Genomic DNA, 24,143 nt, shown 5'->3' with positions numbered 1-24,143 from the left:
CAAGGACTAGGCTTGCTCTGAGCATTCTGGTCCGGCGTGGCGCCGGACACTTCAACGGTCTATCCAGGGGGATACACATGGGCCCGAAAGACAGCCCTGACGCAGCCGGCAACAACGGCAGCGGCAGGGACAACAACGGCGACTTCGGAGCGGGCAACAACCAGCCCAAGCCTCCTCCATGGCAGGTACCCAAACCCGAGCTGCATCCTGAGCTGTTCACGCCCGTGAAAAACGACCCGGCGCAAGGCGGCCCCGGCAACGGGGGCACCGGTAAGAGGAAGAAAACTCCCGCCGGGGCACCGCAGGGCGGGGCATTCCCGGCCGGGACGCCCCAGCCCGGCCAGCCCCTCCCCGTGGTCGACCCTTTCGCCAAAGAACGCGAACGCGGTGAAGCCGAGGCAGCAAAGAAGAAAAAGCGCTCGCAGCGCCGCACCGTCGTCGTGGGTCTGGGTGTAACTGCCCTCCTGGCGGGAACCATCACCGCGATCGTGGCCAGCAACGAGAAGGAAGCTGACTACGCGCAGGTCTGTTTCAATGAGGAAACCGGCGAGCGCGTCGACGACAACCAGTGCGACAACAGCAGCTCGGCGGGCCGCAGCTCAGGCGTCTACGCCTGGTACTTCTACTCACGCGGAGCCAGTGTGCCCGCCGTGGGCCAGAACCGCAGTTCCTACCCGAGCTATACAAAGAACGTGCCTACGGACGCCAAGACTTCCAAGGGTTACAGCACCAAGGGCGGCACGGTGAGCCGCGGCGGCTTCGGCAGCAGCTCCAAAAGCGGCGGAAGCTCGGGAGGCTAGGCGTGCGTCGACTGCTCTCCGAGCCCAGGCCGGACTGGAAGCAAAAGATCGAGGAACAGGGCTTGGTATTTTCCACAACCACCATGCCCGATGGCCGGAAAATCGAATACTGGAACGAATCGGCTTACTACGAATTCACCATGGACGAGGTGGAAACCCTGGAGAAAACGGCCGAGGACATGCACATCATGTGCTTGGAGGCCGCAAAGTACCTCGCCACCGGGGCCATGGGCGATATCGGCATCGGGCAGCAGGCGTTGGAACTCGCCGGCGAATCACTGCTGGCCGCCGACATGGACATTTACGGTCGCTTCGACTTCATCTATGACGGCAAGGGCGGCCCGGCAAAGATGCTGGAGTACAACGCCGATACCCCCACCGGCCTGATCGAAGCGTCCGTGGCCCAGTGGTTCTGGCTGCAGGATGTCTTCCCGGAGAAGGACCAGTGGAACGGAATCCATGAGGCCCTGATCCGCCAGTGGAAGAAGCTTCAGTTCCGCACCGGCATGAGCACCCTGCACGTTGCCCACTCGGAGGCGGAGGAATCCGGCGAGGACTGGATGACTGCGGCCTACATGCGCGATGTCGCAAGCCAAGGCGGGTGGACCACCATTGGCATCAACATGTCCGATATTGGCTGGGACCCCAACCTGAACCGGTTCGTGGACCTGGACAACTTCATGATCAGCACCATGTTCAAGCTGTACCCGTGGGAACTGATGATGAAGGAGCCCTTCGGACAGCGTCTCTTCCAGCGTGCCCACAACCCCCGCTGGGTTGAACCGGCGTGGAAGATGCTGCTGTCCAACAAAGCCTTGCTGGCTGCGCTGTGGCATCTGTACCCCAACCACGAGAATCTGCTTCCCGCCTACCTGGGCGATCCTGGTCCCCTCAAAGAATGGGTAGCCAAGCCGCTGCACGGACGGGAGGGCGACAACATCCGCATCCACGCCCCGGGCATCGAGATCCAGCAGCCCGGTGGTTACGGGCGCGAAGGCTGGTGCTTCCAGCAGTACCATTCCCTCCCCGACTTCGACGGGAACCACCCGGTACTGGGTCTCTGGGTAGTGGATGGCGAATCCGTGGGGTGTGGCATCCGGGAATCCGACGGACCCATCACGGACTATTTCTGCCGCTTTGTACCCAACACCATCGACTCCCCGGCGCCCATCGCGCCCCCTGCTACTTCCTACGGAGCTGCACTATGAGCACTGAAACCTCGACGCCGGGTGGCGGCTCAGCGGGCGGCGACCGTACCGCCGTCGTACCTTCCAAAGGCCTCCACGCCGGGATCCTGGACCTTGGCGACTCCGTCATGCTGGGCCTTGCATCCACCGCGCCCGTCTACTCACTGGCGGCAACGCTGGGCCTCATTGTTGCCGTCAACGGCAACTACACTCCCCTGATCCTGATCCTCGGCTTCATCCCGGTGCTGTTCATCGCCTACGCGTTCCGTGAGCTCAACAGCGCCATGCCCGACTGCGGCACTACGTTCTTCTGGGCCCGGAAGGCCTTCGGGCCGTGGGCCGGTTGGCTGGGCGGCTGGGGCGTGGCACTTGCGGGCGTGGTGGTGCTGGCCAACCTGGCGCAGATCGCGGGCAAGTATCTGTGGCTGTTGATCGGCGACGGTTCCCTGGCCGATAACACGTGGCTCGTGACCGCCACCGGCGTGCTGTTCATCGTGTTCATGACGTACGTGAACCATCGCGGAATCCGGCTGGGCGAGCATGTCCAGCGCACCCTGACCTATATCCAGTACATCTCGTTGGGCATCTTCGCGGTGGCCATCGTCTTCCGGATCGCCGGTGGAGCGCCTGAAGGGCAGGCCTTCGACTTCGAGTGGTTCAACCCGGCCGGCGCCTTTGCCGATCCCGGTGCCGTGGTCCACGGTGTCCTGCTCGCCCTGTTCATCTACTGGGGCTGGGACACGTGCCTGGCGCTCAACGAGGAGACCGAAAACCCGGCCAAGACCCCCGGCCGCGGCGCCGTGATCTCGGCCTCTGTCCTGGTGGCGATCTACGTTTCCGTGGCCCTCCTGGTGATGATGTACGCCACGATCGGTACCGACGGTATCGGGCTGGGCAACGAAGCCAACCAGGACGACGTCTTCCTGGCCATGAAGGACGTCGTATTGGGTCCTTGGGGCTGGCTGATCATCGTGGCCGTGCTGGCGTCCGTACTGTCCTCCACGCAGACCACCATCCTTCCGACTGCCCGCGGAACCCTGTCCATGGGTGTCCACGGCGCGCTTCCTCCCCGTTTCGGCAAGGTACACGAGCGCTTCATGACGCCGGGCTTCTCCACTCAGGTGATGGGTGCGGTGGCCGTGGTGTACTACGTGGCCATGAGCTTCCTGAGCGAAAACCTGCTCTCGGACTCCATCAGCGCCATCAGCCTGTTCATCGCGTTCTACTACGCACTGACCGGCTTCTCCTGCGTATGGTTCTTCCGCTCTACGCTCCGGGACTCGGCACGGAACCTGTGGTTCCGGGGCATCCTGCCGTTCCTCGGTGCGCTGTCCCTTACCGTGGCGTTCTTCATCTCCGCAGTCCAGATGTGGGACCCGGCCTATGGTGATACGCAGATCTTTGGCATTGGCGGGGCGTTCGTGAGCGGCGTGCTGCTGCTCGCTCTGGGCGTCGTTTTGGCCATCGTGTGCCGCTTCGCGCCCTCCACCAAGGGCTACTTCACGGGCGAACGCGCAGACGTCGGGGCGGTCCGCGGCGAGTAGGCTGTGCTGCCGGGCGGCGGGTTAGCCGCCTAGGATGCTGGAATGAGCGATTCAACGACGAACACCTCCGACGTCCTTGCCCTCGATTCCCTGCTGGCTGTGGACGAGCTGGCCCTCCGCGACCGGGTCCGCGACTACACAGCGCAACGGATCCGTCCGAACATCGCACGCTGGTACGAGGACGCTCATTTCCCACGCGAGCTCGCCCCGGAGTTGGGCGAGCTCGGTGTCCTGGGCATGCACTTGGAAGGCTACGGCTGTCCCGGGAGGACCGCCGTCGAGTATGGCCTTGCGGCAATGGAACTGGAGGCCGGCGATTCGGGGATCCGCACGTTCGTCTCGGTGCAGGGCTCCCTTGCCATGACGGCGATCCACAAGTGGGGTTCGGAGGCGCAGAAAGAGCAGTGGCTGCCGCGGATGGCTGCCGGCGAGCTGATCGGCTGCTTCGCCCTGACGGAGCCGACGGCGGGGTCGGACCGGCGTCCATGACAACGTTTGCCCGCGAAACCGCCGATGGCTGGGTCCTGGACGGTGCCAAGCGGTGGATCGGCCTCGCCTCGATCGCGGACGTCATGGTGGTGTGGGCAAACACTGAGGACGGACTCCGCGGGTTCCTTGTTCCCGCCGGAACGCCGGGTGTAACCGCGACGCCCATTGAGCCGAAACTCTCCATGCGCGCGTCCATTCAATGCGATATGAAGTTCGACGGCGTGAGGCTGGGCGCCGAGGCCATCCTCCCGGGTGCGCTTGGACTTCGAGGACCGTTCTCCTGCCTGAACGAGGCGCGCTACGGTATCGCGTGGGGCGCCATGGGCGCTGCCCGGGACTCGTACGAAGCTGCTTTGGAGTACGCCGGAAGCCGACTCCAGTTCGGCCGCCCGCTGGCCGGATACCAGTTGACGCAGGAGAAACTGGTGAACATGTTGGTGGAGATCCAGAAGGGCACCCTGCTGGCCCTTCACCTGGGCCGGTTGAAGGACGCCGGCCACCTCCAGCCCCAGCAGATTTCCTTGGGCAAGCTAAACAACGTCCGCGAGGCCATCAAAATTGCCCGCGAGGCGCGCACCATCCTGGGCGGTAACGGAGTCACACTGGACTACTCACCGCTGCGCCACGCCAACAATCTGGAATCCGTGCGGACTTACGAGGGCACAGATGAGGTTCACACGCTGATCCTGGGCCAGCACATCACGGGCATCGGGGCCTTCCGCGGCTAGCCCCCAACTAGGTAACAGCACATGTCGGTTAGACCGCTCAGTGGGACGTTTGCTGTTACCTAGTTGGGTGAGGGTTCGGGGAGGACCACCAGATTGAAGTAGCCACGCAGGCCCTTCACCACGTCCACCTCCTCGGGGGCCAGCAACCATTGCGTCTGCAGCCCGTCCCACAAGGCAACCAGGGACATGGCAGCCAATTCAGGATCCACGCCGGGTCGGAGCCTGCCCTGGGCAGCCAGCTCGGCGAACCGCCGGGCATAGCTCTTGCGGAGGCGTTCGAACCGTTCGGTGAAGTAGACCCGCCCCGGGTGCGAATCGGTGACCGACTCCGCGCACAGAACGCTGTACAGCTCAACCACGCCTGGAATGTTCTCGTTGAACAGCGCCGTCCGGATCACTGAGTCAACCAAGCCATCTTCCATGTCGTCCGGGAAGGCATCGCCGGTGATTTCGTCGCGGCGCTCCAGGACTGCCATCAGGAGATCGCGTTTGGACGGGAAATAGTGCAGCAGGCTGGTTTGGCTTAGCCCCACCTTGTCGGCAACATCCTGGAGGGATCCGCCACGATAGCCGTGGGCAGCAAACACCTCATGGGCAGCATCCAGGATGGTCCGGCGCCGTTCTTCGGATTTCGCGTAGGGGCCCCGCCGCGCTGCGCGACCCACGTCCTTTGTGGTCATGGCTAGCCAGTGTACATGCGTGTTACGGCTTCACTATGAAATTCGAGTACCCACTCGAATTTTCTGTTACCGTGGTCACACTTGCCGCGGCGGGACCCACGAATCCAAGCCCGCGTCATCGTCAACCTGACACGAAGAGGTGAAGGCTAATGACCCGATTCACGCGAAGACAACTCTTGGGCGCAGGCCTGGGAACAGCAGCCATGGGCCTACTGACCGGGTGCGCTACACCAGGAACGCAGTCCGTCAATGCTGCCCCAACCATCCCTGCCGCCGGTGAGCCCGTGCGACTGACCTATTGGGCCTGGCTCAAGGATTTCCAGAAAGTGGCCGACGTCTGGAATGCAGCCAACCCGAACATCCAAGTGGACGTGGTGTGGATCCCAGGCGGCAACAACGGCGGATATCAGAAGCTTTACTCGGCCTTGGCAGCAGGAGGCGGACCGGACCTGGCCCAGGTCGAGTTCCGCTCCATCCCGGAGTTCATGCTGGTAAATGGCCTGGTTGATGTGTCCCGCTACGGCGCCAACGATCACGCCCACTTGTACGACCCCACCCTATGGAAGCAAGTCAGCTACACCGGGGGCGTCTATGGCATCCCCCAGGACGCGGGCCCCATGGGCATGTTCTACCAGCCGGCCATCCTGGACAAAGTAGGCGGCAGCACTCCGACGACCTGGGACGAATGGGCCGCGCTCGCCGCCGAACTTCGCTCCGTGGACAGCTACCTGGACTGTTTCCCCATCAGTGATGCCTCTCCTTTTGCCTCTTTCGCGGGGCAGGCCGGCGCGCAGTGGCTGCGCCCGGAGGAGGATGGCTGGGTCATTAACATGACCGACGACGCCACGCTCAACACCGCGCGTTTCTTCGACACAGCGATCGACGACGACCTCGTCACCACCGCGTATGGAGCCTTCTCCCCGGGCTGGTTTGCGGCTGCCGCCAAGGGCGGGATTGCCTCGACCATAACCGGCAGCTGGGGTGATGCTTTGGTTCAGGGTGTCAGCGGTTCCGAAGGAAAGTGGCGCGCAGCACCGATGCCCACATGGGGCGATACAGGCTTCGGCTCAAGCTACCTCGGCGGTTCCACGGCAGCAGTCCTGGCCAATAGTAAGCACCCCAGGGAAGCACTCGAGTTCGCGGTGTGGATGACTACGTCCACCGAGGGAATCGACGCCCAAATCAAGAACAGCGGAATCGGCTGGTCACCCAACCCCGACTTCATCGGCACGGATCGGCAACAACCGTCAGCGTTCTTCGGCGGCCAGCGCTACAACGAGGAAGTCTTCGTCCCCGCCACCCAACAGCAGAACCCTGACTGGTCATGGTGGCCGGTAACCCAGCAGTCCTTCAACATCCTCAGCGACGGTTTCCGCAAGAAAGCCTTCGGCACCTCATTGGTAGATTCCATTGCCGCCTCGGAGCAGCAGATCATGACCGTTTTCAAGAACAAGGGCCTCAGCATCCGGAAGGAAACGGCATGACCACCACCCGCACCGCACCCACCGCCCAGCGCCCCGCAGCACCAAGCCGTTCCGGCAAGCGGGCCGGCAATCGGGCCGGCGCTGCCGCCCGCGCGCCCTGGCTCCTGCTGGCACCGTTCCTGGGACTCTTCGTCCTCACCTTCCTGCTGCCCATTGTTGTGGCCATCATTTCCAGCTTCACCAAAGTGACCCGCAGCGGACTCTTCGGCGAGGCAGGCGTGACCAGCGAGTTCGCCGGCTTCAGCAACTACGCTCAAGCCCTTGCCGACGGCAGCTTCGTCGCGTCCATCGGTCGAATGCTGCTGTTCGGCGTAGTCCAGGTGCCCGTCATGATCGTCTTGTGCACGGCGTTGGCCCTCATGCTGGAATCGGCCTCGGCAAAATGGCCGGGCTTCTTCCGTGCCGCCTACTTCCTCCCCTACGGCGTGCCGGGCGTGATCGCCACCATCCTCTGGTCCTTCCTGTACGTGCCCGGGCTCAGCCCGTTGTTTGACGTGGCCAAGATTGTTGGCCTGACCCCGGATTTCCTCGGCGCGAACAGCGTGCTGTGGTCCATCGCGAATATCGTCACGTGGAGCTACACGGGCTACAACATGCTGATCATCGTGGCGCAGCTGAAAGCCATTCCGGTGGAACTTTACGAGGCCGCAAAGGTGGATGGTGCCTCCACGTGGCGCGTTGCCCGGAGCATCCAGCTCCCCCTGATTCGTCCGGCCCTTATGCTCACCACCGTGTTTTCCATCATCGGAACCCTGCAGCTCTTCGCTGAGGCGCAAGTCCTCAAGACGGTGGCTCCGGCAATCGACAGCCAATACACGCCGAACCTCAGTGCCTACACAACGGCCTTTGCCTATAACGACTACAACGTCGCAGCAGCCCAGTCGGTCATCATCGCCGTGGCCGCTTTTGCCCTTTCCTTCGCCTTCCTCGCACTGACGAACAGGAAGTCCTCATGACCGCCACCGCCACGAAACCCACCACCACTGCCGTCCGCAGCAAGGCTTCGGCAGGCCCGGACCGCTCAGCAGGACGACGGCGGTCATCCACCATCATCGTCACCGCACTTTTGGTGGTGGTGGCCTTGTACTTCCTGATTCCCGTGTACTGGGTGTTCGTCGCCTCCACGAAGTCCACCGCCGATCTCTTTTCCACCAACGGCTTCTGGTTCGCGCCCACATTCTCTTTGTGGGAAAACATCGCTCGCGTGGTCAGCTATGACAACGGCATCTTTGGCCGATGGTTCCTGAACTCGGCGATCTACGCCGGCATCGGCGCACTCCTGGCCACGTACTTCGCTGCGGCCGGAGGCTACGCGCTGGCCAAGTACCAGTTCCGGGGCCGGAATTTGGTGTTCGGCACCATCCTGGGCGGCGTGCTGGTCCCCGGTACGGCCACTGCCTTGCCGCTCTTCCTGCTGTTTAGCCAGATGGGCCTGGCGAACACCTACTGGAGTGTCCTGCTGCCATCACTGGTCTCCCCTTTCGGGCTGTTCCTCTGCCGCATCTACGCCCAGGCCACTGTTGATACCTCGCTGATCGAGGCCGCCAGGATCGACGGCGCCGGCGAGCTCCGCATCTTCCACACCATCGGGTTGAAGGTACTCACCCCGGCCCTGGTCACCGTATTCCTGTTCCAGCTGGTGGGCATCTGGAACAACTACTTCCTGCCGCTGGTCATGCTGTCCGACTCCGAGCTGTACCCCATCACGCTCGGCCTGAATAACTGGCTGAGCCAGGTTGACCGTCTGCCCGAATTCTATGAACTGACCACGGGCGGGGTGCTCCTTTCCATCATTCCGCTCAGCATCGCCATGGTTGTCCTGCAGCGCTTCTGGCGCGGCGGGCTGACAGAAGGAGCCGTTAAGTAATGACCGACACCGCCAACTACATCACTGATACCGGTCCCGGCACCGGCAAGAGACTCCCCGCCCGCTCCTGGCTGCACTCTGACGCGCCAACACTTTCCCTGAACGGCCAGTGGCGTTTCAGACTTCTCCCCGGAGCACCCGGAACCCCCGGCGGACGGGGCGTCCTTCCCGCGGGCGAGGCAATCGAAGGCTTCGCCGAGGAAGGTTTGGATGACTCCACATGGGACCGGATCCCGGTCCCGGCGCACTGGGTTTTGGAGGGTGGGGGCAGCTACGGGAACCCCATTTACACCAACGTCCAGTTCCCCTTCCCCACGGACGCACCCCACGTCCCGGATGAGAACCCCACCGGTGATTACCGTCGAACCTTCGATCTGCCAGCGGATTGGAGCGAATCCGAGCGCATCGTGCTGAGGTTCGACGGCGTCGAATCCCGTTACAAGGTATGGCTCAACGGCAGCGAAATCGGCGTAGGGACGGGCAGCCGGCTGGCCCAGGAATTCGACGTCACCGACGCCGCGCGTCCCGGGCATAACTTACTGGCTGTCCGGGTCCATCAATGGTCGGCTTCGAGCTACGTGGAGGACCAGGATCAGTGGTGGATGCCGGGCATCGTCCGCGACGTCACCCTACAGGCCCGCCCCGGAAAGTGCATCGACGACGTCTGGTTGCGGACGTCCTACACCGTCGGCTCCGGCGTCATCGATCCCGAAATCACCGCGGACCAGGCCGCCTACCCGATTCGGCTGGCAGTACCGGAACTGGACGTCGACGTCGTCTGGAACTCCCCTGCCGACGTCGCCCCGGTGGCGATCACCGGCGTCGAACCTTGGTCCGCAGAGGTTCCGCGCCTCTACAACGTAACGGTGGCAAGCGGAGGCGAGACCATTTCGCTGCGCATCGGTTTCCGTACGGTGGAGATCAAGGGCGATCAGTTCCTGGTGAACGGCCGCCGTGTGGTGTTCCACGGCGTGAACCGGCATGAAACGCATCCTGACCGCGGCCGCGTGTTCGACGAAGATTTTGCCCGCGCCGACCTTGCCTTGATGAAGCAGTTCAACGTCAACGCGATCCGCACCAGTCATTACCCGCCGCATCCTCGTTTGCTGGACATCGCCGACGAGATGGGCTTCTGGGTGATCCTGGAATGCGACCTCGAGACCCACGGCTTTGAACGGCACGGCTGGGTAGGCAACCCCAGTGACGACCCCGCCTGGCGGGAGGCGTACGTGGACCGCATGGAGCGGACGGTGGAGCGGGACAAGAACCACCCTTCAATCGTCATGTGGTCCCTGGGCAACGAGTCCGGAACGGGCTCAAACCTCGCCGCAATGTCCGCTTGGACCCATGCCCGCGATGCCAGCCGGCCCGTCCACTACGAGGGCGACTACAGCGGTGCTTACACAGACGTTTACTCACGCATGTACTCCTCGGTTCCTGAGACTGAGGCGATCGGCCGCGACGATTCCGGCTCGCTGTTGCTGGGCTGCTCCGCGGCGGAGTCCGCACGCCAACGCACCAAACCGTTCATCCTGTGCGAGTACGTCCACGCCATGGGCAATGGTCCCGGCGCGATCGACCAGTACGAGGACCTGGTGGACCGCTACCCGCGGCTGCACGGCGGATTCGTCTGGGAGTGGCGGGATCACGGAATCCGTACCACCACGGCCGACGGCACTGAATTCTTCGCCTACGGCGGCGACTTCGGCGAGGTTGTCCACGACGGCAACTTCGTCATGGACGGCATGGTCCTCTCCGACTCCACTCCCAGCCCCGGGCTCTATGAGTACAAGCAGATCGTCGCTCCCCTGCGCTTGGGCTTCAGCACGGAAACCCACGACGGCGGCACGCGCCGCTTCGTCTCGGTCGCCAACCTGCGGCACACGGCGGACGCGTCCGACGTCGTACTGCGCTGGCGCACGGAGGTGGACGGAGTGGTGACCACTTCCGGCGAGCTCGACGTCGTCACTGCATCGGGTGCGCCCCTCGCCGCCGGGGATTCGGCGCTTATCGGATTGCCTGATGTTGATGTTGTGGAAGTCGGCGAGCAGTGGCTGACCGTGGAGGTGGCGCTTCGCAAGGACACGGCCTGGGCCGAAGCCGGGCATGTCATCTCCGCCGCGCAGCTGGAATTGGCCACGCCACGTCCGCGTCTGACACCCCCTCGCCCCTTGGCATCGGCTGGTCGGGCAGCTTCGCAGGTTTCCGGGACCGTCTCGCTGGGTCCTGGTGTCTTTGAGGATGGTCGCTTGGTCTCGCTCGCGGGGCTGCCGGTGTCCGGGCCGCGGCTGGAGCTGTGGCGTGCACCCACGGATAACGACTCCGGTGCCGGCCGCGGCAGCTACGACCTCGCCGATCCTTGGCTCAACAACGGTAACGGCGTTGCTGCACCTTCGATGGAAAAAGTGTGGCGCCATGCCGGTTTGGACAGGCTCACGGCCCGGGTAGAGAAGGTCTCAACCAGCGAAAGCAGCGTAGTGACCCGCACCCGGTACGCCGCAGCCGACGCCGCGCATTGGGTGTCTGTGGAGGAGACTTGGCAACTATCCGACGGCGAGCTGTGGCTCCGCTTGGACATTGTTCCGAGCGCGGCATGGGACATCATCTGGCCGCGGGTGGGGGTGCGCTTTGATCTGCCCGGATCGGTGGACGGTGTGTCGTGGTTCGGCGCGGGACCTCGTGAGTCCTACCCGGACAGCATGCACGCGACGCTTGTGGGCAGCTACTCGGCGGGCATCGACGAGCTTTCGGTAAATTACGCCAAGCCGCAGGAAACGGGCCACCGCAGTGCTGTCCGGACGCTGGATCTCCAGAACCACGGCGCTTCCTGGCTGCAACTCGATGCCGTCCCGGACTCACGCGGCCGTCTGCCCGGCTTCACGCTCTCCCGGCACACAGCGCAGGAGATCTCGTCCGCAGCACATCCGCACGAGTTGCCGGCAAGCAAGGGCAGCTACTTGTACCTCGATGCCGCCCAGCACGGGCTGGGTTCCAGGGCATGCGGACCGGATGTTTGGCCGGAGTACGCGTTGCGCCCGGGAGCACGGACTCTGACTTTCCGGATCACAGAAGCGCGCTAATCGTGCGTTGTGGGGCCCGCTCTGCTTGCTTTCGGGGACGAATACCGCGCAGAGCGGGCCTCGCAACCCGCCGGAACCCCGTTGCGGGGCCTGCTCTGCTTGCTTTCGGGGACGAATAACGCGCAGAGCGGACCTCGCAACAAGCCTCAAGCAACCGGCACGGGTTCCTTCTTCACGGCGTCCTTGCGGATGGTGGCACTGATGACCGCGGCCACCGTGCACATGGCAGCTGCACCCAGCCAGGCGTAGTTGTAGTGCCCGGTGGCGTCGCGGATGAACCCGGCCAGGAGTGCGGCCACTGCAGCGCCGAGCTGGTGGGCCGCGAACACCCAGCCGAACACCACGGAACCATCGGCACCGAACACCGAGCGGCAGATAGCTGCAGTGGGAGGCACGGTGGCAACCCAGTCGAGCCCGTACACCACTACGAAGATGATCATGCTCGGCTCCACGGATGAGCCAAGCAGCAGCGGCAGCACCAGCAGGCCGATCCCCCTGAACTGGTAGTAAACCGCCAGCAGGACCTTGGGGTTGAAACGGTCGGTCAACCAGCCGGACGCGATGGTCCCCACGATGTCGAAGATTCCGACGACGGCCAACAAGCCTGCCGCCGTGGTTTCGGGCATGCCGTGATCGTGCGCCGACGGAATGAAGTGCGTGCCGATCAGTCCGTTGGTGGTGGCTCCGCAAATCGCGAAACCGGCAGCCAAGGCCCAGAACGTGCGGACTTTAGCTGCGCGCTTGAGGACCTGCAGGGCACGGATCGCTGCATTGGGGGAATCCCCTGAGACCGGCGACGCAACCACAGCGGCGGGCCGGCTTTGCGTCGTCGCTTTTGTCCCGGCGTCGGCGTCTTTAGCGTCAGGTTCTTCGGCACCCGCCTGCCCGCCGTCAGGCTTCTCCGCACCGTACGGCAAGACCCCGACGTCGGCGGGCGAGTTCCGCAGCCAGCGCAGGACCAGCGGGACGACTGCGAGCGCACCGGCAGCGATGAGCAAGGATGCGCCTCGCCAGCCCGGATTCTGGGCAAGCGCGGCGATGAAGGGCAGGAACACCAACTGTCCGGCTGCACTTCCTGCGGTCAGGATGCCAATGACCAGGCCACGGCTCTTGGCGAACCATGTGTTGGCGATGGTCGCAGCGAAAACCAGGGCCATGGAGCCGGTGCCCAGGCCGATCAGCAGCCCCCAGGTGAGCAGGATCTGCCAGGACTGGTTCACGAAGACGGTCAATGCTGAGCCCAGCCCGATGAGGCACAGCGCCAGCGAGGTAACCTTCCGGATGCCGAAGCGTTCCATGAGGGCGGCTGCGAACGGGGCCGTCAAGCCGAACAGGACCAGGTTGATGCTCACGGCCAGTGACAGCACCGTGGTGGACCAGCCGAACTCCTCCTGCAACGGGACCATGAGCACCCCGGGCGCCGCACGGAAGCCTGCGGCTCCAACCAGCGCCAGGAAGGCAACTGCGGCCACGATCCAGGCGGGGTGGAGACGGCGGTTCTTGCCGTCAGGAGTTTTGCCGTTGCTTGTTTTGCCGGCACGTGTCCCGGGGTTTTCGGGCGGAGCCCCGGTGACGTCGGAAGCGGTCATGCGAGGATCTCCGTTTCAGGGGAAGTCGGGGTGCCGGTTTCAGCGGTGGGGCGGGTTTCCGGCGGTGCAATGGCGAGTGGGAGTGGGTGGTCGCTGCGTTTGAGGCTATGCCAGCTGGTGTTGGCGGCGGTCAGCCGGGCCCCGCAGCTGGTGCACGTGTCCGCTGACAACGTGGCTTGCCCGCAGTCGGTGTGGATGACCTTCATATGGGACACCTCGTTGGGAGCGTCCAGGTGCTTCTCGGCCCAGATGATGATGGCGTTGAGCACTGGAAGCGTGTCCTCGCCTTTGCTCGTGAGGACATATTCCTGCCGCGTGCGGGAGCCGTCCTGGTATGGGCGTTGGGCGAGCAGTCCGGCGTCGAGGAGCCATCCCAGGCGTTTGCTGAGGACGTTGTCCGCTACCTCGAGGCGTTGCTTGATGGCGTCGAAGCGTCCGTTGCCGAAGAAGATTTCGCGGAGGACCAGGCTCCCCCAAGGGTCGCCGAGGACATCCAGGCCACGGGCAAGGCTGCACGTGCGGGCAGACCAGTCGGAACGAAGAGGCATGCGCATAAAACTAGCTGACTTCCCTAAAGAAAGCTAGGTGCTGCTGCACCGGATATGAGCCGCTACGGCGAAACACACCCCGCCGGTTTGCCGCAGTTTCATCATCGGTTCACTCTCCATGCCTACGCTGGCCCAGTCGACTCCGACCACGAAAGGCACCCCTGAATGTCCTCGAATACTCCTGATATGGTGAATCGTTCAACCGATGGAACCGGCGGACTGTCCCGTCGCGGCTTCCTCGGCACGGCAGCTGCAGCGACGGCGCTTGCTGCTGCGGGCTCCCTACTGCCTCCGTCAGTGCAGGCAGCCATGGCCAGGCCTGTCCCGCCCGGAAACTTGCAGTCCATCAAGCACGTGATTGTCCTGATGCAGGAGAACCGATCTTTCGATCACTACTTCGGCTCGCTGCGAGGCGTCCGAGGATACGGTGACAAGTCCGTGACCCGCTTGCCCAATGGCAAGTCCATGTTCGAGCAGCCCCGGGCCACCGGCGAAACTGTCCTGCCGTTCTCCCTTCGCAAGGCCGCGGAACTAGCTGGCAGGCCCGGTTCCGACATCCAGTACCTGGGCGATCTGGACCACTCGTTCAACGGGACCACGACGGCGTGGAACAACGGCTGGTGTGACAAGTGGATTCCCGCGAAGAGTGCCTCCACCATGACTTTCTACGAGCGCCAGGACATCCCGCTGCAGTACGAACTCGCGGACACTTTCACCATCTGCGATGCCTACCACTGCTCGGTCAACGGCTCCACGAACCCTAACCGCAACTACCTCTGGAGCGGCACCACAGGCAATGAGCCCGGCAGCACCAAGCGTGCCGTGACCAACGCGGCCTACGGCTACGATCACGGCGGTTACGACTGGACCACCTACCCTGAGCGCCTGGAGAACTCCGGGGTGTCATGGAAGATCTACCAGGACTGGGACAACTTCACCGACAACGCCGTGGAGTACTTCCAAACGTTCAAGGCGATTGGCCGCAAAATGCTGGCATCCGTGGAGGGAAACCTCCGCACCACGGAAGAGTTCTACGACCACCTCGCGGGGAAGTCCACAGCCGAGCAGGACCGCCTCCTCGCCCAGCTGGAGCAAGGCCGCGCCGCCCTCACCGAAGCCGAGAGGTCCCTGTTCGACAAAGCCATGTGGCGCGGACGTCCCAACACTCTCCTGGAACGCCTCGGCGCAGACATTACAGGCGGCACCCTCCCGAAGGTCAGCTGGCTGGTACCGTCCGCAGCTGACTCCGAACACCCCGGCGCCTCCACACCGGTGGGCAGTGCCAACTTCGTCTACCGCCTTTTGGACACTGTGGCCAGCAACCCTGACACGTGGGACAGCACTGCCATCTTCCTGAACTTTGACGAGAACGATGGCTACTTCGACCACGTCCCGCCGCCCGTCCAGCCGCGACCAGCGTCAGGCGAATCCACTGAGTGGACCACGGCACGGCCCATCGGCCTGGGACCTCGAGTGCCCATGACCGTTGTTTCACCGTGGACCGTGGGCGGTTACGTCAGCTCCGAAGTCTTCGACCACACGTCGGTGCTACGCTTCCTGGAGCGCTGGACCGGCGTGGAGGAACCCAACATCTCCCCGTGGCGCCGTGAAGTCTGCGGTGACCTGACGGGTGTCTTCAACTTCGCATCCCCCGGCACACCGCCAACTCTTGAGCACCCCGACGCTGTCCCCGCCAAGATCAGCCGCTGGCGCCCGAATCCCCCGGTCGTCCAGGTAGCGCCCATCCAGGAAACGGGCAGCCGGCCGGCCCGCCCGCTCCCCTACAGGCCTCGGGTTTCGGCTTCTGTGCAAGCCGGAAAGATCGCCCTGACGCTAGCTAACGCAGGCACCAGTTCAACCCACTTCACCGTGTACGGGTACGCAGGCGAAGTTACCGAACCCCGGCACGTGGACGTCCTCGGCCGGCAAAACGTGGACCTCCCAGTCGCGTCCGGCGCCTTCGACGTCGTCGTCACCGGCCCCAACCGGTACCAGTACGAACTGAAAGGCACGACGGCGGGCGCGGCGTTCGGCGTCGACGTCACCGTCAACGGCCGCCGCGGCAGGAAGGACGTTGAACTGGAGCTGCGCAACAACGGCACCGCAACGGTAAGCCTGGGGCTGAAGTCGCTGCAGTATGCGGACGGCGTCGAAACCGTGAAGCTCAAGCCGGGACACACCAGGAAGATCGGTTGGGAGACCCTGAACGGCTGGTACGACCTGGAAATCACCTCTGCCGAAGACACCACGTTCCGTCGTCGCCTGACGGGCCGTGAAGAAGACGGCCGCGAGGGAATCTCCGGCTAGCCGAAGAGCACCAGCAAGAAATCCGGCTCTTGTTCGTCACCCCCGCCGTTGAACGGCGAGGAGCACGAACAAGAGCCGGATTCGGGGCTTAGCCGATTCTGGCGAAGGCCTGCTCAAGGTCTGCGATCAGGTCCTCGGCTTCTTCGATTCCGCAGGAAAGGCGGAGGAGGTTGACCGGGACAGCCAGTTCAGTACCCTTCACGGAAGCGTGGGTCATCTCCGAGGGGTAGTTCATGAGGGACTCGATGCCACCCAGGGATTCGGCAAGAGTGAACACCGACGTGGATTCGGCAACCGTGCGGGCAGCCGCTTCGCCACCCTTGAACTGTACGGAGACCATGCCGCCGAACTTCTTCATCTGCTTGGCCGCGAGCTCGTGTCCGGGGTGGTCCGGGAGGCCCGGGTAGAGCACCGCTTCAACCTCGGGACGCTGCAGCAACCATTCGGCCACGGCCTGGCCGTTCTCGCTGTGTCGATCCATGCGGACACCCAGGGTCTTCAAGCCACGGGTTGTCAGGAAGGCATCCATGGGCCCCGAGACGGCACCGACGGCGAACTGGATGAAACCGATCTTCTCGGCAAGCTCAGCGTCCTTGACCACGATCGCACCGCCCACAACGTCGGAATGGCCGCCGATGTACTTGGTGGTGGAGTGGACCACCACATCGGCGCCCAAGGCGAGCGGGGTCTGCAAGTAGGGAGACGCGAAGGTGTTGTCCACCACCAGGAGGGCACCGGCGTCGTGCGCTACGGCGGCGAGTGCCTCGATGTCCGTGATCTTCATCATCGGGTTGGACGGCGTCTCCACCCACACCAGGCGTGTCTTGTTCGCTGCAACAGCAGCAGCCACGGCGTCGAGATCGGACATGTCCACGGGGGTGTTGCCGATGCCCCAGTCTCCCAGCACTCGGTTGATGAGGCGGTACGTGCCACCGTAGGCGTCGTTGCCCAGGACGATGTGGTCACCCGGGCGGGCGATCGCGCGGATCAGTGAGTCCTCAGCAGCCAGGCCCGAGCCGAAGGAGAACGCCGCGGTGCCACCTTCGAGGGCGGCAAGCTGCTCTTGAAGGGCGTCGCGGGTGGGGTTCCCGCCGCGCCCGTATTCGTAGCCTGAGCGCAGGTTGCCAATACCGTCCTGGGCATAGGTGGTGCTGAAGTGCAGCGGAGGCACCACAGCCCCGGTCACCGGTTCGAAGGCCTGTCCGGCGTGGACGGCGCGTGTGTTGAACCCGGCGTTGTTGCTGGCAGACATGGAAGCTCCTCTGGGTTTGAATTGATTGGATCAGCGCGGGGCGCCTAATTGCTCAGGTACGCCAAAAGGTCGTGGCGCGTCAGGATGCCCACCGGCGCGCCGACGAAAGTCACCATGACGGTATCGACGTCGGACAGCAGCTCACGCGCGGCGGAAATGGTCTCCATTGATCCGATGACCGGGAGCCTGTCCCCCATATGTTCGGAGATCATGTCCGTCAGCTTCGCTTCCCCACGGAACAACTTGCTGGTGAGGCTGCGCTCGTCCACGGCACCCAAGACCTCGCCCATCACCACCGGTGGTTCCTGCGAGAGCACCGGGATGTGGGAGACGCCGAACTCGTTCATGATGTTGATGACGTCGCGGACGGTTTCATTCGGGTGGATGTGGACCAGGTCCGGCATCTCGCCCGTCTTGGATTTGAGCACCTCGCCCACGGAGGCTTCTTCGCCGCCGGAGAGGAAGCCGTAGGAACGCATCCATTGGTCGTTGAAAATCTTGGCAAGGTAGCCGCGGCCGGAATCCGGGAGGATCACCACTACCACGGCGGACTCGTCCAGGTCCTTGGCAGCCTGGAGCGCCGCGACCACGGCCATGCCGGAGGAACCGCCCACCAAGAGGCCCTCTTCCCGGGCCAGCCGGCGGGTCATGGAGAAGGAGTCGGCGTCGGAGACAGCGATCACGGCATCCGGAACAGCGGGATCGTAGTTGCCGGGCCACATGTCCTCGCCCACGCCCTCCACGAAATAGGGCCGGCCGGTTCCGCCTGAGTAGACCGAGCCTTCCGGGTCCGCGCCGATGACCTTGACCGGGCCGCCGTCGGACTCCGAACGGTCCGCCGAGACCTGCTTGAGGTAGCGGCCGGTTCCAGTGATGGTGCCGCCGGTTCCGGCGCCGATGACTACGTGCGTGACCCGCCCGTCTGTGTCCTGCCAGATTTCCGGGCCCGTGGACTCGAAGTGGCTGCCGGGAGCGGCGGGGTTGGAGAACTGGTCCGGCTTGAAGGCGCCCGGGATCTCCTTGACCAGGCGGTCGGAGACCCCGTAATAGCTCTGCGGGCTGTCGGGCGCGACGGCGGTGGGCGTCACCACAACTTCGGCACCGTACGCCTGAAGCACGGCGCGCTTGTCTTCGCCTACTTTGTCCGGCACCACGAAAATGCACTTGTAGCCCTTTTGCTGGGCTACGAGCGCCAGTCCCACTCCGGTGTTGCCCGACGTCGGTTCAACGATGGTTCCACCCGGCTTGAGCCGGCCGTCCTTTTCCGCATCTTCGATCATCTTCACGGCGATCCGGTCTTTGATGGATCCGCCGGGATTGATGTATTCGAGCTTCACCAGGACGGTGGCTTTGATGCCCTCGGTGACGTGGTTGAGCTTGATGAGGGGCGTATTGCCGATGAGGTCCAACACGGACTGGGCGTACTTCATATGTACAAAGTTACCGCCTGGTCGCTAGGGGGATTGACCCGGCCCCTTCGCTAGGTCCCTGCGGAGGTGTCGGTCTGCCACACGCCCAGGACGTTGCCCTCCGTGTCCTTGAAGTAGGCGTACCAGCCCATGGTGGGTACGGCGTCCTTGGCCTGGACCACCCTGCCGCCTGCGGACTCGATCTGCCCTAGCGCGGCGTCAATATCTTCCACATCGATGGTGAGGATAGGGGTCTTCAGTGCGTCCGTCCGTGGAAACAGGGCGCCGTTGATGGCTCCAGGCTCCGTTGGCGTGCCGGTCTGTTCGTCGGAAGGCGCTGTGATTGCGATCGTGTAGTCCATCCCCTGCATGGGGCTCAGGTTCCAGCCGAAGGCACTCTCGTAGAAGGTGTTGGCTCTGTCTCTGTTGTCGGTCGGAATCTCGAAATGCACTATGGCGGCCATGGTCCGCGCTCCTCGTTCCTGGAAGTTTTCCTCAGATATGGCGCGGCCCACCCACGCCACATCAGGGAGTCTAGCTGCGTGCGGTTGTTGCCGTAAGGGGTCGGCGGCTGCAGATTGTCAGCCGGGCGTGGGACCATGAAAACATGACCATCGCAGACGCCCCGCCCGTTGTTGCGGCCGCGGCAGATGCGGCCGTCCGGTGGCATCCGGGCGGTTCCTTCCGCTTGGACCAGACCATGTTTCCGCTCATGCGCGGCAACGCGGATCCGTCCTTCGCAGCGCACTCCAGCGGTTTTTGGATGGCCTTCACTGCACCGTCCGGCCCGGTGACGCTCCGCCTCTCGGGAGGCGGCCTGGGAGTCGATTCCTTCGTGGATGCCCAAGCCTGGGGACCCGGTGCGGACGACGCCATCGCGGGAGTTCCGCGGTTGCTCGGCGCCGATGACGATTGGTCGGCCTTCGATGACCCCGCCTTCCATGCCACCCTTCCGCGGCTGGTGACAGAATCACGACGCCGGAACCTGGCCCTGCGGTTGCCCTCCACCGGGCGGATGGTTGACTCCCTTGTGCCCACCATTTTGGAGCAAAAGGTCACCACCCTGGAGGCAAGGCGAGGCTACCGGTACCTGATGTATCGCTACGGAACGCCGGCGCCGGGCAAGGCCCCTGCGGGACTCCTTGTTCCTCCTACCGCCGGGCAGTGGTTAGCCGTCCCTTCGTGGGAGTGGCACAAAGCCGGCGTTGGACCACAGCGATCGGCCACGGTGATGCGGGCGCTGCAGTCCGCCGTCGCGCTTGAACGCCTGGCGGACCTGAACTCAACGCAGGCCGGTGCCAAGCTGCAGACCATTCCGGGCATCGGCATCTGGACCGCAGCCGAAGTGGTCCAACGCACCCACGGCTGCCCGGACTCGATTTCCGTGGGCGACTACCATCTGGCCGCTTACGTGGGGTACGCCCTGACAGGTCAAAAGACCGACGACGCCGGCATGCTCGAGCTGCTGGAACCATGGCGCGGACAACGGCAGCGACTGGTGCGGATGCTGTATTTGAGCGGCTTCCGCAAACCCACTTTCGGGCCGCGGATGACGGTCCAGGATCACCGCGGCCACTAAGTTTTGATTGCGGACGGGACCTGTCCGCAGGAGCATGGACGGCCTTCATCCACGGGTATAGCGTGGCGCCTAGGAGCCATCACCTGCCATCCCTGGAGTGACCGTGATCCACACCAACAAGCTCACCAAGACCTTCACCGTGAAGAAGGAAACCGTCGAGGCAGTGAAGGGCGTGGACATCGACGTCGCGCCCGGCGAACTTGTCGCCTTCCTTGGCCCGAACGGCGCCGGCAAGTCCACGACCCTGCGGATGCTCACCACCCTGTTGAAACCCACCTCCGGGTCGGCCACAGTGGCGGGCGTTGATGTGGCCAAGGACCCGGCGGGGGTGCGCGCCCGGATCGGCTACATCGGCCAAGGCAATGGCGGCGGGCACAGCTACCGCGTGATCGACGAACTGATCATGCAAGGCCGCTTCTACGGAATGAACACCACAGACGCGAAAGCCCGTGCCGAGACACTCATGGCATCCCTGGACCTCAGCGACCTCGCAAAGCGCACCGTGATCAAACTTTCCGGCGGGCAACGGCGCCGCATGGACGTGGCCCTCGGGTTGATGCACTCCCCCGGCTTGCTGTTCCTCGATGAGCCGTCCACCGGAATGGACCCCCAGAACCGCGCCAACCTCTGGGAGCACATCATGCGGATGCGCGAGGAGCACGGGACCACCATTGTGCTGACCACCCATTACATGGACGAGGCCGATTCCATGTCCGAGCGTGTCATCGTGATCGACCACGGGACCATCATTGCCGACGACACCGCGTCACGGCTCAAGGCGAACCTCGCCGGGGACCTCCTCGCCGTGGAAGTTGCCGCCGGTTCCGCGTCCGAGGTGCGGGGGCTGCTGGGCCGCGCGGCCGCGGAGGGCGACATGGAGGAAAACGCGTACGACGGCGTGGTCCGCTTCCGACTTCGGTTGGCGCAGGGTGCCCGACTTGCACCGGGGTTGCTGAAGGAAATGCACGACGCCGGCGCTCCCGCCCAGTCCCTCGAACTGAAACCACCCACGCTGGACGACGTTTTCCTGGAATTGACCGGCCGCAGCTTGCGGGAAGGAGCTGAAGTCTGATGATTGAACAAGCCGTTGCCCCGGGTGTGGCCCTCCAAAGGCGTGGACCACGCAGCGTAGTCACTGACACGTGGTTCGTTTTCTGGCGCGAGATGCTGCTGCCGCTGCGGGATCCTTTCTCGCTGATTTTCTCCCTGATCCAACCGCTGGTTTTCCTGGGGTTGTTCGGGCCGCTGCTCGGCTCAGCTGTTGGTGCCCCGGCCTTCGGTGGCCAGTCCACGCTGCAATGGTTCCTTCCTGGAGTGGTGGTGATGATCGCACTGTTCGGCACCTCCATGACCGGCTCCAACCTGCAGTACGAACTCATGACCGGTTCCTACGAACGGATCCTGGCCACGCCGCTCTCCCGGTCTTCGCTCATGATCGGCCGGGCGCTGAAGGAGTGGGCTCCCCTGGTGTTGCAGGGTCTGCTGATCTCCGTGGTCTGCATTCCCTTTGGTTTCGTTTTCTACCCTTTGCATGTGGTGCTGGGCTTGGTCATTCTGGGCATCTTCGGCATCGGGCTCGGCGCGCTGTCCTATGCCCTTGCCCTGGTCTCGCAGAACAAGGAATGGATCTTCTGGGGCGTGCAGCAAACGCTGCTGTTCCCGCTGATGATCCTTTCCGGCATCATGTTGCCCATAGAAGCCGGTCCGGGGTGGATGAAGGTGGCAAGCCTCTTCAATCCCCTGACCTACCTGGTGAACGCCGAACGGGAGTTGTTTGCCGGACGCATTGGGATGGACACGATGTGGGGTCTCGTGGCCGCCGTGGTGACGGCCGCCGTCGGACTTGTAGTGGGAATCCGGACCATCAGCCGGAATACCAACTGACGGCCTGTTTCAGCTACAGGTGCAGCCGGGACACCGCCTCCTGGCGCATGTCCACCTTCCGTACCTTCCCGGACACAGTCATGGGGAAGGACTCACGGACGTCGATGTAACGCGGGATTTTGTAGTGGGCCAGCTTTCCGCGACAGTAATCGGCCAGGTCCTCGGCAGTCAGCGTCTCAGTACCGGGCTTGAGGATGATGCACGCCATCAGCTCCTCTCCATACTTCTCGTCGGGAACACCAATCACCTGCACATCCTGGATGGACGGGTGGAGATACAGGAATTCCTCGATCTCGCGCGGGTAGATGTTCTCTCCACCGCGGATCACCATGTCCTTGATCCGGCCCTCAATCACCACATAGCCTTCCTCATCCATGCGGGCGAGGTCGCCGGTGTGCATCCACCCCTCAGCGTCGATTGCCTCCGCCGTTTTGTCCGGTTGGCCCCAGTAGCCCTGCATCACCGAGTAACCCCGCGTGCAGAGCTCACCGATGACGCCGCGCTCCACCACTTCACCCGATCCCGGATCGACAATGCGGCTCTCAAGGTGCGGCATGGTCCTGCCCACCGTGCTGGTCCGCTGCTCCAGGGTGTCCCCCGCGCGGGTCATGGTGGACACCGGCGAGGTCTCGGTCATGCCGTAGCAAATGGCGACGTCAACCATGTGCATCTCATCGATGACCCGGCGCATCACCTCCATGGGACATAAGGAACCGGCCATGACTCCGGTACGCAGCGTGGAGAGATCATAGGAGTTGAAATCCTCCAGTGCGAGCTCGGCAATGAACATGGTGGGCACGCCATACAGGGAAGTCCCGCCGAAGTCCTGAACTGCTTCCAACGCCGCCGACGGGTTGAAACCGCGGCCCGGAATGATGGTCGCCGCACCAAAGCTCAGCGCATTCAAGTTCCCGATCACCATGCCGAAGCAGTGGTAGAACGGCACGGGGATCACCACACGATCGTGCTCGGTGTAGTTCAGGAGCCGGCCGATCGAGTGCCCGTTGTTGAGGATGTTGTGGTGAGTCAAGGTGGCGCCCTTGGGGAACCCCGTGGTGCCGGAGGTGTATTGCAGGTTGATGGGGTCGTGTGGGTCAAGGCCGGCCATGCGGTCCCGAAGCGCTGAAAGCCCGACGCCGTCTGCCCGGGTCAGGAGTTCACCGTAGGTGAGTTCGTGGTTGGCTTCCGGGACGCCCGCAGTGAGTCCCAATTCCGGCTCTCCCGGGAGGAAGACGATCTCCCTGAGGTCGGGACAGTTACGGGCCGCATCCCTGGCCATGCCCACGTAGTCACTGTGCTTATCCGATGGCGCTGCCACCAGCATTCGCATGCCATTCTGCTTCACTACGAACTCCAGCTCATGGCTCCGGTAGGCAGGGTTCACGTTGACCAGCACCGCACCGATCTTGGCTGTGGCGTACTGAAGAATGGTCCACTCGGCGCAGTTGGGACTCCAAATGCCGATCCGCTCGCCCTTGGCCACGCCCATGGCGAGCAGGGCGCGGGCAAGGCGATCGACGTCGTCGTTAAGCTTTTGGTAGCTCCAGCGGCGGGCGTCACCGCCCGGCACCACAGCCGCTTCGATAAGCGCGTCCCGCAGGGGAAACCGGGCCGCGATGCGCTCAAAATTGGCGCCAATGGTCTCTTCGAGCAGCGGGACGTCAGTGTCTCCGGCAGTGTAGGACAACATGACGGAACGCTACCAAGGGACGGCGC

The 24,143-nt window shown here is 63.7% G+C and carries 18 protein-coding genes and 1 pseudogene; 12 read left to right on the top strand and 7 right to left on the bottom strand.

Going from position 1 to position 24,143, the window contains the following annotated elements:
* Window positions 1-77: 77 nt before the first annotated feature.
* The 4 genes and pseudogenes from ACZ881_RS09555 to ACZ881_RS09540 all read left to right on the top strand — a co-directional run bounded on the left by ACZ881_RS09555 (window position 78) and on the right by ACZ881_RS09540 (window position 4,748).
* Entirely contained in the window at window positions 78-800 is a 723-nt protein-coding gene (locus tag ACZ881_RS09555; RefSeq protein WP_476114636.1) for a Tat pathway signal protein, read from the top strand.
* 2 nt (window positions 801-802) lie between these two features.
* Window positions 803-2,008, top strand: a complete 1,206-nt coding sequence (locus ACZ881_RS09550; protein ID WP_091469111.1) for a glutathionylspermidine synthase family protein — start codon at window positions 803-805, stop codon at window positions 2,006-2,008.
* Entirely contained in the window at window positions 2,005-3,531 is a 1,527-nt protein-coding gene (locus tag ACZ881_RS09545; RefSeq protein ID WP_091469113.1) for an APC family permease, read from the top strand. The genes ACZ881_RS09550 and ACZ881_RS09545 overlap by 4 nt, the downstream gene beginning before the upstream one ends.
* A 42-nt stretch (window positions 3,532-3,573) precedes the next feature.
* Window positions 3,574-4,748: pseudogene (locus ACZ881_RS09540) on the top strand (acyl-CoA dehydrogenase family protein).
* A 59-nt stretch (window positions 4,749-4,807) separates the two neighbouring features.
* Here the strand turns inward: ACZ881_RS09540 and ACZ881_RS09535 are convergent.
* Entirely contained in the window at window positions 4,808-5,428 is a 621-nt protein-coding gene (locus ACZ881_RS09535) for a TetR/AcrR family transcriptional regulator (RefSeq protein ID WP_476114630.1), read from the bottom strand.
* A gap of 149 nt (window positions 5,429-5,577) precedes the next feature.
* Between ACZ881_RS09535 and ACZ881_RS09530 the strand changes: the two genes are divergently transcribed.
* From ACZ881_RS09530 to ACZ881_RS09515, 4 genes are read left to right on the top strand one after another with little or no spacing between them, the layout of a single operon-like run.
* Window positions 5,578-6,912 carry an ABC transporter substrate-binding protein gene (locus tag ACZ881_RS09530; RefSeq protein WP_476114628.1) on the top strand — a complete coding sequence of 445 codons (1,335 nt, stop codon included), beginning with the start codon at window positions 5,578-5,580 and terminating at the stop codon, window positions 6,910-6,912.
* Window positions 6,909-7,868 carry a carbohydrate ABC transporter permease gene (locus tag ACZ881_RS09525; RefSeq protein WP_476114625.1) on the top strand — a complete coding sequence of 320 codons (960 nt, stop codon included), beginning with the start codon at window positions 6,909-6,911 and terminating at the stop codon, window positions 7,866-7,868. Before ACZ881_RS09530 ends, ACZ881_RS09525 begins: the two co-directional genes overlap by 4 nt.
* Window positions 7,865-8,779, top strand: coding sequence for a carbohydrate ABC transporter permease (locus tag ACZ881_RS09520; protein ID WP_091469125.1), 915 nt, complete (start codon window positions 7,865-7,867; stop codon window positions 8,777-8,779). The genes ACZ881_RS09525 and ACZ881_RS09520 overlap by 4 nt, the downstream gene beginning before the upstream one ends.
* Window positions 8,779-11,859: a glycoside hydrolase family 2 TIM barrel-domain containing protein gene (locus tag ACZ881_RS09515; RefSeq protein WP_476114620.1), complete on the top strand. Its 3,081-nt coding sequence runs from the start codon at window positions 8,779-8,781 to the stop codon at window positions 11,857-11,859. The genes ACZ881_RS09520 and ACZ881_RS09515 overlap by 1 nt, the downstream gene beginning before the upstream one ends.
* Window positions 11,860-12,005: 146 nt before the next feature.
* On the opposite strand, the gene ACZ881_RS09510 is transcribed toward ACZ881_RS09515, so the two are convergent.
* Both ACZ881_RS09510 and ACZ881_RS09505 read right to left on the bottom strand, forming a co-directional pair.
* Entirely contained in the window at window positions 12,006-13,448 is a 1,443-nt protein-coding gene (locus ACZ881_RS09510) for an MFS transporter (RefSeq protein WP_476114617.1), read from the bottom strand.
* Entirely contained in the window at window positions 13,445-13,996 is a 552-nt protein-coding gene (locus tag ACZ881_RS09505; RefSeq protein WP_476114615.1) for a winged helix-turn-helix transcriptional regulator, read from the bottom strand. The genes ACZ881_RS09510 and ACZ881_RS09505 overlap by 4 nt, the downstream gene beginning before the upstream one ends.
* A 186-nt stretch (window positions 13,997-14,182) precedes the next feature.
* Between ACZ881_RS09505 and ACZ881_RS09500 the strand changes: the two genes are divergently transcribed.
* Window positions 14,183-16,303 carry a phosphocholine-specific phospholipase C gene (locus ACZ881_RS09500; protein WP_476114613.1) on the top strand — a complete coding sequence of 707 codons (2,121 nt, stop codon included), beginning with the start codon at window positions 14,183-14,185 and terminating at the stop codon, window positions 16,301-16,303.
* An 88-nt stretch (window positions 16,304-16,391) separates the two neighbouring features.
* On the opposite strand, the gene ACZ881_RS09495 is transcribed toward ACZ881_RS09500, so the two are convergent.
* Genes ACZ881_RS09495 through ACZ881_RS09485 form a run of 3 tightly spaced genes read right to left on the bottom strand, consistent with a single transcriptional unit; the run spans window position 16,392 to window position 19,428 of the window.
* Window positions 16,392-17,555 carry a cystathionine gamma-synthase gene (locus tag ACZ881_RS09495; RefSeq protein ID WP_476114611.1) on the bottom strand — a complete coding sequence of 388 codons (1,164 nt, stop codon included), beginning with the start codon at window positions 17,553-17,555 and terminating at the stop codon, window positions 16,392-16,394.
* Window positions 17,556-17,599: 44 nt separating this feature from the next.
* Window positions 17,600-18,985, bottom strand: coding sequence for a cystathionine beta-synthase (locus ACZ881_RS09490; protein ID WP_476114609.1), 1,386 nt, complete (start codon window positions 18,983-18,985; stop codon window positions 17,600-17,602).
* 50 nt (window positions 18,986-19,035) lie between these two features.
* A complete protein-coding gene (locus ACZ881_RS09485) occupies window positions 19,036-19,428 on the bottom strand; it encodes a VOC family protein (RefSeq protein WP_476114605.1) in 393 nt (130 codons plus the stop codon).
* A gap of 143 nt (window positions 19,429-19,571) precedes the next feature.
* On the opposite strand from ACZ881_RS09485, the gene ACZ881_RS09480 reads away from it, so the two are divergent.
* From ACZ881_RS09480 to ACZ881_RS09470, 3 genes are all read left to right on the top strand, one after another.
* Window positions 19,572-20,543, top strand: coding sequence for a DNA-3-methyladenine glycosylase family protein (locus tag ACZ881_RS09480; protein ID WP_476114602.1), 972 nt, complete (start codon window positions 19,572-19,574; stop codon window positions 20,541-20,543).
* Between the two features lie 103 nt (window positions 20,544-20,646).
* On the top strand, window positions 20,647-21,615 hold the full coding sequence (locus ACZ881_RS09475; RefSeq protein ID WP_179019626.1) for an ATP-binding cassette domain-containing protein: 969 nt from the start codon (window positions 20,647-20,649) through the stop codon (window positions 21,613-21,615).
* On the top strand, window positions 21,615-22,427 hold the full coding sequence (locus ACZ881_RS09470; RefSeq protein WP_091469148.1) for an ABC transporter permease: 813 nt from the start codon (window positions 21,615-21,617) through the stop codon (window positions 22,425-22,427). Before ACZ881_RS09475 ends, ACZ881_RS09470 begins: the two co-directional genes overlap by 1 nt.
* 13 nt (window positions 22,428-22,440) lie before the next feature.
* On the opposite strand, the gene ACZ881_RS09465 is transcribed toward ACZ881_RS09470, so the two are convergent.
* Window positions 22,441-24,117: an AMP-binding protein gene (locus tag ACZ881_RS09465; protein WP_476114599.1), complete on the bottom strand. Its 1,677-nt coding sequence runs from the start codon at window positions 24,115-24,117 to the stop codon at window positions 22,441-22,443.
* Window positions 24,118-24,143 lie beyond the last annotated feature (26 nt).

This window comes from Paenarthrobacter sp. TE3676 (assembly GCF_056279165.1).
This window is presented reverse-complemented; position numbering and strand designations above follow the sequence as displayed.

Bases quoted from the DNA above. Each gene is read 5' to 3' on its own strand.
- ACZ881_RS09525 (WP_476114625.1), top strand. From the start codon at position 6,909: ATGACCACCACCCGCACCGCACCCACCGCCCAGCGCCCCGCAGCACCA.
- ACZ881_RS09505 (WP_476114615.1), bottom strand. From the start codon at position 13,996: ATGCCTCTTCGTTCCGACTGGTCTGCCCGCACGTGCAGCCTTGCCCGT.
- ACZ881_RS09480 (WP_476114602.1), top strand. From the start codon at position 19,572: ATGACCATCGCAGACGCCCCGCCCGTTGTTGCGGCCGCGGCAGATGCG.
- ACZ881_RS09500 (WP_476114613.1), top strand. From the start codon at position 14,183: ATGGTGAATCGTTCAACCGATGGAACCGGCGGACTGTCCCGTCGCGGC.
- ACZ881_RS09510 (WP_476114617.1), bottom strand. From the start codon at position 13,448: ATGACCGCTTCCGACGTCACCGGGGCTCCGCCCGAAAACCCCGGGACA.
- ACZ881_RS09485 (WP_476114605.1), bottom strand. From the start codon at position 19,428: ATGGCCGCCATAGTGCATTTCGAGATTCCGACCGACAACAGAGACAGA.
- ACZ881_RS09490 (WP_476114609.1), bottom strand. From the start codon at position 18,985: ATGAAGTACGCCCAGTCCGTGTTGGACCTCATCGGCAATACGCCCCTC.
- ACZ881_RS09495 (WP_476114611.1), bottom strand. From the start codon at position 17,555: ATGTCTGCCAGCAACAACGCCGGGTTCAACACACGCGCCGTCCACGCC.
- ACZ881_RS09465 (WP_476114599.1), bottom strand. From the start codon at position 24,117: ATGTTGTCCTACACTGCCGGAGACACTGACGTCCCGCTGCTCGAAGAG.
- ACZ881_RS09530 (WP_476114628.1), top strand. From the start codon at position 5,578: ATGACCCGATTCACGCGAAGACAACTCTTGGGCGCAGGCCTGGGAACA.
- ACZ881_RS09535 (WP_476114630.1), bottom strand. From the start codon at position 5,428: ATGACCACAAAGGACGTGGGTCGCGCAGCGCGGCGGGGCCCCTACGCG.
- ACZ881_RS09555 (WP_476114636.1), top strand. From the start codon at position 78: ATGGGCCCGAAAGACAGCCCTGACGCAGCCGGCAACAACGGCAGCGGC.
- ACZ881_RS09520 (WP_091469125.1), top strand. From the start codon at position 7,865: ATGACCGCCACCGCCACGAAACCCACCACCACTGCCGTCCGCAGCAAG.
- ACZ881_RS09545 (WP_091469113.1), top strand. From the start codon at position 2,005: ATGAGCACTGAAACCTCGACGCCGGGTGGCGGCTCAGCGGGCGGCGAC.
- ACZ881_RS09515 (WP_476114620.1), top strand. From the start codon at position 8,779: ATGACCGACACCGCCAACTACATCACTGATACCGGTCCCGGCACCGGC.
- ACZ881_RS09470 (WP_091469148.1), top strand. From the start codon at position 21,615: ATGATTGAACAAGCCGTTGCCCCGGGTGTGGCCCTCCAAAGGCGTGGA.